The 6,366-nt window shown below is 67.2% G+C and carries 7 protein-coding genes; 3 read left to right on the top strand and 4 right to left on the bottom strand.

Translation table 11 applies throughout. The annotated features are described in order from the left end of the window. The 4 genes from ACILQR_RS02360 to ACILQR_RS02345 form a co-directional block, all read right to left on the bottom strand. A partial coding sequence (locus tag ACILQR_RS02360) for a glycoside hydrolase family 3 N-terminal domain-containing protein (protein WP_395649913.1) occupies nucleotides 1-1,585 on the bottom strand: 1,585 nt, incomplete at its 3' end. A gap of 81 nt (nucleotides 1,586-1,666) precedes the next feature. Further along, nucleotides 1,667-2,830 (bottom strand): glutathionylspermidine synthase family protein, encoded by a 1,164-nt coding sequence (locus ACILQR_RS02355; protein ID WP_395649912.1) that lies wholly within the window; start codon nucleotides 2,828-2,830, stop codon nucleotides 1,667-1,669. 163 nt (nucleotides 2,831-2,993) lie between these two features. Further along, nucleotides 2,994-3,740: a PspA/IM30 family protein gene (locus ACILQR_RS02350; RefSeq protein WP_395649911.1), complete on the bottom strand. Its 747-nt coding sequence runs from the start codon at nucleotides 3,738-3,740 to the stop codon at nucleotides 2,994-2,996. 15 nt (nucleotides 3,741-3,755) lie between these two features. Next, the gene (locus ACILQR_RS02345) at nucleotides 3,756-4,433 is read right to left on the bottom strand and encodes a YjfI family protein (RefSeq protein WP_395649910.1); all 678 of its coding nucleotides are present in this window, start codon (nucleotides 4,431-4,433) and stop codon (nucleotides 3,756-3,758) included. Between the two features lie 136 nt (nucleotides 4,434-4,569). On the opposite strand from ACILQR_RS02345, the gene ACILQR_RS02340 reads away from it, so the two are divergent. From ACILQR_RS02340 to ACILQR_RS02330, 3 genes are read left to right on the top strand one after another with little or no spacing between them, the layout of a single operon-like run. Next, a complete protein-coding gene (locus ACILQR_RS02340) occupies nucleotides 4,570-5,232 on the top strand; it encodes a YjfK family protein (RefSeq protein ID WP_395649909.1) in 663 nt (220 codons plus the stop codon). Nucleotides 5,233-5,247: 15 nt separating this feature from the next. Next, nucleotides 5,248-5,661, top strand: coding sequence for a DUF350 domain-containing protein (locus ACILQR_RS02335; protein ID WP_271145092.1), 414 nt, complete (start codon nucleotides 5,248-5,250; stop codon nucleotides 5,659-5,661). Between the two features lie 5 nt (nucleotides 5,662-5,666). Beyond that, the gene (locus ACILQR_RS02330; protein ID WP_395649908.1) at nucleotides 5,667-6,314 is read left to right on the top strand and encodes a DUF1190 domain-containing protein; all 648 of its coding nucleotides are present in this window, start codon (nucleotides 5,667-5,669) and stop codon (nucleotides 6,312-6,314) included. Nucleotides 6,315-6,366: the final 52 nt, after the last annotated feature.

Here is a 6,366-nt window from a genome sequence, read left to right as displayed (position 1 = left end):
TGGACTGGGCCTCGCCCGAGAACCGGGCGCTTTCGCCGAGCGCGAGCACCACGACGTCGGACTGGGCCGCCGCCACCACGGCCGCCGATATGCCGCCGGACAGGGCCGCCTCGACCTCGCAGCCCTGGGCCACGACCAGGTCATCGGAACGGCGCATCGCCGCACGGAACCCGGCCTCCAGCGAGACGCGGTGGCCCTCGTCGCCCCAGATGGTCCAGGGGCCGAAGACGTTGTCGACATCGCTGGCGAACGGTCCGATCAGGGCGATCTTCTGGCCCTCGCGACGGAGCGGCAGGACGCGGCCCTCGTTCTTCAGCAGGACGATCGACTTGGCCCCCGCCTCGCGCGCCAGCGCATAGTGGGCGGCGGCACCGCGAACGAGCCGTTCCCGCTCGGGGTCCATGCCGCGATAGGGGTCGTCGAACAGGCCGAGCGCCGCCTTGGTCGTCAGCACCCGCCGCACTGCTTCATCGACCCGGGCCATCGGCACGTCGCCGCTCGCGACCAGCCCCGGGATATGTTCGAGGTACAGGCCCGACACCATGCTCATGTCCACACCGGCCAGCAGGGCGATGCGGGCGGCGTCGCGGCCGTCCTCGGCGAAACCGTGGGCGATCAGTTCGCGCTCTGAGGTGTAGTCGGACACGACGAACCCCTTGAAGTCCCATTCGCCGCGCAGGACGTCGGTCAGCATCCGCCGGTTGCCCGAAGTCGGCACGCCGTTCAGGTCGTTGAAGGCACTCATCACCGACAGGGCGCCGGCGTCGATCGCCGACCAGAACGGCGGCAGGAAGACCCCCCGCAGCGTCGCCTCGCTCATGTCGGTGGTGTTGTATTCCATGCCGCCCTGGGCCGCCGAATAGGCGACGAAATGCTTGGGCGTGGCCAGAAGGGCGTCGCGGTCGGCCAGGCCCCGCTCGCCCTGGAAGCCGCGCACCCGGGCGGCGGCAAGGCGCTGGTTCAGCAGGACGTCCTCGCCGGCCCCCTCGACCACCCGACCCCAGCGCTGGTCCCGCGCCACGTCGACCATGGGGGCATAGACCTGATGGATGCCCGACACGGCCCCCTCCAGCGCGGCGACCCGCGCGGTGCGATAGGCCAGGTCCTCGTCGAAGGCCGAGGCCTCGGCCAGGGGGACGGGAAACACCGTGGTCATGCCGTGGATGATGTCGGCGGCGAACAGCATGGGGATCTTGAGCCGGGTCTCCTCGACCGCGATCCGCTGGATGCGCCGGCCGGCCTCGGCTCCGACGCCGTTGAACAAGGCCCCGCACAGGCCGCGCCGGATCAGGTCGGTGGTCCGGGCCGGGTCACCGAAAGCGTCCAGCGGATTGACGTTGTAGGGGCGGAACCGGAACGGATCGGCCAGCAGGTTCAGCTGACCCGCCTTTTCGTCGATCGTCATCTGACCGATCAGGGTCTCGATCAGCGCTGCGTGCTCGGCCGAGGACCGCGTTTGCACCGGGGCCGCCTTGGCTTTTGGCGCGGCGAACCAGCTCGCCCCAAGGGCGGACAGCACGGCCAGGCTGGACAGGGCGCGACGACGGGACATGGCGTTCGGTGTGTCCGAAAGGGCGGCGGTCATGAAGGGGCTTTCGTGACGGGTCACGCCTTCCCTAACCGGCCAAGCTTGCTCTGTCAGGTCAGGGATCGTTACGCGCGAGGTTCAGTCGCGGATATAGTGCGGCAGGAAGCGCGAGGTGTTGCGCGTGATCCGGCCCCGGTCCTCGCGCAGACCGATGCCGGCGGGTTCGTTGCCGACGACCCAGGACCCGATGATCACATAGCGGTTGTCGAATTTCGGCGGGGCATGCAGGGCCTGACGGATCCAGGCCCCGTCGCCGTAACCGCCGTCCAGCACCGACGATTTCCGCCCGTCCTTGACCAGTTCGACATTGGCCCCCTCGCGCGAGAACAGGGGCTTCCTGACATACGATGTGCCCAGCGTCGTATGGGCCGGATCGCTCTCGAAATAAGTCTCCAGCAGGTTGGGATGACCGGCGTGGCGTTCCCACAGCAGGGGCAGCATCCCCTTGTTGGACAGGATGGATTTCCAGGCCGGCTCCAGCACCGTGACCTCTGCGTCCGGCAGAGGCCTGGCGTAGTCGTCGCGCAGCATCTGTTCCCACGGATACAGCTTGAACATCGCACCGATCAGGAAATTCTCATGATCGACGAAACGGCCGTCGGCGTTCAGCCCGATGTCGCCGATGGCCACGAACTGCGGCTCCAGCCCGGCCTGTTTGGCGCAGTCCTCCAGGAACCGCACGGTCTGGCGGTCCTCGACGAAATCGGGGTCCGAGCTGAAATGCACGAAGCCGCCATCAGGGAAGATCGCGCGGAACCGCTCGACCAGCTTTTCGTGCAGGCTGTTGAACTGGTCCGCGCCCTGCGGCAGCACGCCGGCCGCGATCTGGTCCTCCAGCCACAGCCACTGGAACACAGCCGTCTCATAGACCGAGGTCGGGGTGTCGGCATTGTATTCATAGAGCTTCGCCGGGCCCGTGCCGTCATAGGCGAAGTCGAACCGGCCATAGAGGGACGGCTCGTTCCGCTTCCAGCTGTCGGCGACATAGTCGCGCATGGCGTCGGGAATATCGAGCTGGGTCATCAGCCGCTCGGACTTCACCGCCTCGTCGACGAGATCGAGGCACATGGCATGCAGCTCGGCGGTCGGGGCCTCGATGCCGTCCTCGATCTCGGCCAGGGAGAATTCATAGGCGGCGGCCTCGTCCCAGTAGGTCTGACCGGAATCGTGGTGCCAGGTAAAACCGACGGCCTCGGCCTTGGCCTGCCAGTCGGGACGGGGGCTGAGTTTGATGCGTTGCATGGGTGAGTCCTTCTGATCCTCCCCCGTTTACGGGGGAGGGGGACCGCGGAGGCCGCTTGGCCGACGGGGTGGAGGGGGCGGAAACGAATACGGTGTCTGGGGTCGCCCCCTCCACCACGACGCAAGCGCGTCGCGGTCCCCCCCCCCGCTTCGCGGTGGAGGATTAAGCCGGGTCCTTGTCGGCGATCGGAACGCTGGTTCCGATCTGGGGCGTCACGACCGTCACCGGCGACTGGGTCAGGCGCGCCAGCACGTCGTCGGCGGACGAATGACCCGGCAGGATCCCGGCCTCCTTCAGCTTGTGGTCGAGGTCGGCGCCGGTGCGACGGTCTTCCAGTTCCTGGCCGGCCTTGAGCTTCTCCTCCTGCACGGCCTGGCGCTGCTTGATGCGTTGCAGGCTGTCGGCGGCCGAGCCGATGCGCGAGTGGGCGCCGGCCGATTGCAGGGCGACCGAGGTCTGGGCGCGCTGGACGCTCTCGTTGACCTTGACGATGTCGATCTCGCGCCGGAGCGTCTCGATCTTCTGGTCGGTGGAAGAGATGGCGGTGCGCAGGCGCGCCTCGGCTTCCTTCATCCCCTCGATCTGGGGGCCACGCGTCCCGATCTCGGATTCCAGTTCGGCGATGCGGCCGGCGACCTCGCGGGCCAGGTCCATCTTGCCCTGGGACACGGCGGCGCGGGCCGAGCTTTCATATTTGGCGATCTGTTCGCCGAAGCTCTTGAGTTCGTTCTCGGCCATGCGGCGGCGCGCGACCAGGCCGGCGAGGTCGTCGCGGGCCTTGCCTTGCGCATTGTCGGCATCACGGATTTCCTGATCCAGGATCTTCAGCGCATTGGCGTCGACGACCGACTGACCGGCCTCATGGGCGGTGCCGCGGAACAGGGCGGAGAGTTTGGCGAGCATGGACATTTCTATCTCTCCGGATCAGGCGGCGTCGAAGGTTTCACGAAGCGACGTAGCGTCGATCGCATTCTCGGCCAGGGTGCGCAGTTCGATCAATATGGTCTGGAGCGTCGTCTTGCACGACAGTTCGCCCATCAACTCATAGACATCCTCGTCCGACACGCTGGTGATGGCGAAGTTGGACAGGGGCACGACCCGCTGGGCCTTGAGCAGGAACTCGTTGAAGCGGGCGGCGTCCTTCTGTTCCGACACGGGCCAGAGGAGGACGGAACAGACGATCTGGGCCCCGCCGACCGACAGATAGATCGGCAGGTCGCCGTATTCATGCATGGTGGCCAGGAGCACGGGGTCCGCACCCTCGACCACGCGCAGGGTCAGTTCGCCCTCGCGGACCAGGGGAGAATCGTCCAGCGCCGCCTTGATGGCGGGCACGGTCCAGGCGGTTTCGATCACGGCGTCCATTTGATGGTCAGCTCCAGGGGTGATGTCGATTGAGGTGGGCGAGCGGCGGCGTTGCACAAGAGCAGGCGATCGCGTCGAGTCGGTGACGATGGCGCGGACGGCGGCGCGGACATCGTCTCGCGTCGCCTGGGGCACCCAGAGCTCCAGCTTGACCATGCCTGCCTCGCGGCGCGCCTTTCGCCAGGCCCGGATGCGATCCGAGCCGGCCGGCGATGAACTGTCGAGCGCGCTCGTCATCTGTTACATGTAACGCGTAACATGAACGCTTAACAAGAGGGGCGTCCGGGAGGATTTTCAGCCTATGCCCCGGCCGATACAGGTTCGTGATGATCTCAGGCTCGCCGCCCATGCGGTTCGGGGCTAGAGAAGGGTCATGTTCAAGCGTCTGTTCGGGTCATCGGCACCGGAAGTCCCGGCCAATCGGCTGGCCACGGTGCGCAACATCACGGTCGGGCGCACGGTGTCGCTGGACCCGCTGGCCTGGCGCAGACTGGGGGACACGACCCGGTTCACCCTGGATCGTGACGTGCTCGACATCACGGCCCAGGGCCATCTGGAGCTGGAGGGCGGCCAGCACGTCCACCGCTTCTATACCGACGACCATGTGATGCTCCAGGCCATGAGCGACGACGCCGCCGGCCAGGAGAACTATGACTTCACCCTGTTCATCCCCTGGACCTCGGCCTATCCGCCGGGCGAGCGGGAGCGCAGGATCTGGCGCGACCGGCTGTCGGCACCGGTGTTTCAGGGCGCGGCCGAGGAGTTGCCCGACTATCCCCGCTTCTGGTTCTCCGAAAGCGACGCGACCCAGGCCCCGGTCGATCTGTGGGAGACGATCTGGGACGACCGGACATCGACCACCCCCTATTCGAAGATTTTCCAGACCTGCATGCTCTATGCCCGCGACCTTCCGGACGGTCGCGAGTTGATGCTGGCTCTGGAGATGCAGCCGCAAGGGGCCGACGGTCGGCCCGGCGACATCACCCACGAAACCATGGTCGGCATCCCGCTGGAGATGGCCGAGTTCCGCGCCTGAGGAGGCTAGACGTCAATGTTCGACTGGTTCGCATTCACCAACGGGGCCGCGGCCTTCGTCCTCGCCTTTGCGGCGGCGGGCGTGTTCACCGTGGCCTTCAAGCTGATCTATCAGTGGGTCACGCCCTATCATGAGCGCGACCTGATCCGGGCCGGCAACACTGCCGCCGCCATCTCGCTGGGCGGGGCGCTGATCGGCTATGTCCTGCCGCTGGCCTCGGCGCTTTCGCACACGGTCAGTTTGCTGGAGTTCGCGGCCTGGGCCCTGCTGGCGGGCGTGATCCAGATCCTGGTCTTCGTGACCATGAGCCGACTGGCCTTCCGCAACCTGACCACCCGGATCGAGGCCGGTGAGGTTGCGGCGTCCGTCTATCTGGCGTCGATCTCGATCTGCGTCGGCCTGCTCAACGCCGCCTGCATGACGGCCTGATCGCCATGACAGACACGAACAAGCCCCTGCCCGCCCCCGACGCCCGTCCCGAAGCCGGGTCGCGAAACATGCGTCGGATGATGCGGTCCAAGACCCTTCACGTGACCGGCCTGATGGCCACCGCCAGCTTCTCGCTGGCGGCCTGTGGCGCGCCCCAGGTCGCGGCCCCGGTGGCGGCGCCCGATCCGGCCCTGGCCTATACCTCGCTGGAGGAATGCCGCGCCGCCAACGACGTCACCGACGCCGAATGCGCCACGGCCTATAATGTCGCTGACCAGCAGGCCAAGGAGAAGGCGCCCCGATACGCGTCTCAGGCCGAATGCGAAGGCCAGTGGGGGCCGGACCAGTGCCGCCCGCTGAACAACACGGGTGGAGGCTCTTTCTTCGGCCCGCTGGCGACCGGCTTCATCATCGGCCAGCTGCTGAACGGCGGTGGCTATCGCGGGGGCGGGCCGCTGTATCGTGACCGCAACGGCAGCTTTTCCAACGGCTATGGCGGCGGGTACCTGAGCCGCGACTACCGCACGGGCCGTACGGTCGCCAACCGCAATGACGTCGATGTGGCGCGCCAGGCCCCCGCCCGGGCCCAGAGCCGCACCACGGTCGTCTCGCGTGGCGGCTTCGGCGGCGGCGGACGCGGCTACGGCGGCTGATCTGAATCCAGGTCGTTCGGTTCATCCGGCGTAGAGCCGGATGAGGCGTGGG

It is taken from the genome of Brevundimonas sp., assembly GCF_044239655.1.
Taxonomy (GTDB): domain Bacteria; phylum Pseudomonadota; class Alphaproteobacteria; order Caulobacterales; family Caulobacteraceae; genus Brevundimonas.
This window is presented reverse-complemented; position numbering and strand designations above follow the sequence as displayed.

Bases quoted from the DNA above. Each gene is read 5' to 3' on its own strand.
- ACILQR_RS02355 (WP_395649912.1), bottom strand. From the start codon at position 2,830: ATGCAACGCATCAAACTCAGCCCCCGTCCCGACTGGCAGGCCAAGGCC.
- ACILQR_RS02350 (WP_395649911.1), bottom strand. From the start codon at position 3,740: ATGTCCATGCTCGCCAAACTCTCCGCCCTGTTCCGCGGCACCGCCCAT.
- ACILQR_RS02345 (WP_395649910.1), bottom strand. From the start codon at position 4,433: ATGACGAGCGCGCTCGACAGTTCATCGCCGGCCGGCTCGGATCGCATC.
- ACILQR_RS02340 (WP_395649909.1), top strand. From the start codon at position 4,570: ATGTTCAAGCGTCTGTTCGGGTCATCGGCACCGGAAGTCCCGGCCAAT.
- ACILQR_RS02335 (WP_271145092.1), top strand. From the start codon at position 5,248: ATGTTCGACTGGTTCGCATTCACCAACGGGGCCGCGGCCTTCGTCCTC.
- ACILQR_RS02330 (WP_395649908.1), top strand. From the start codon at position 5,667: ATGACAGACACGAACAAGCCCCTGCCCGCCCCCGACGCCCGTCCCGAA.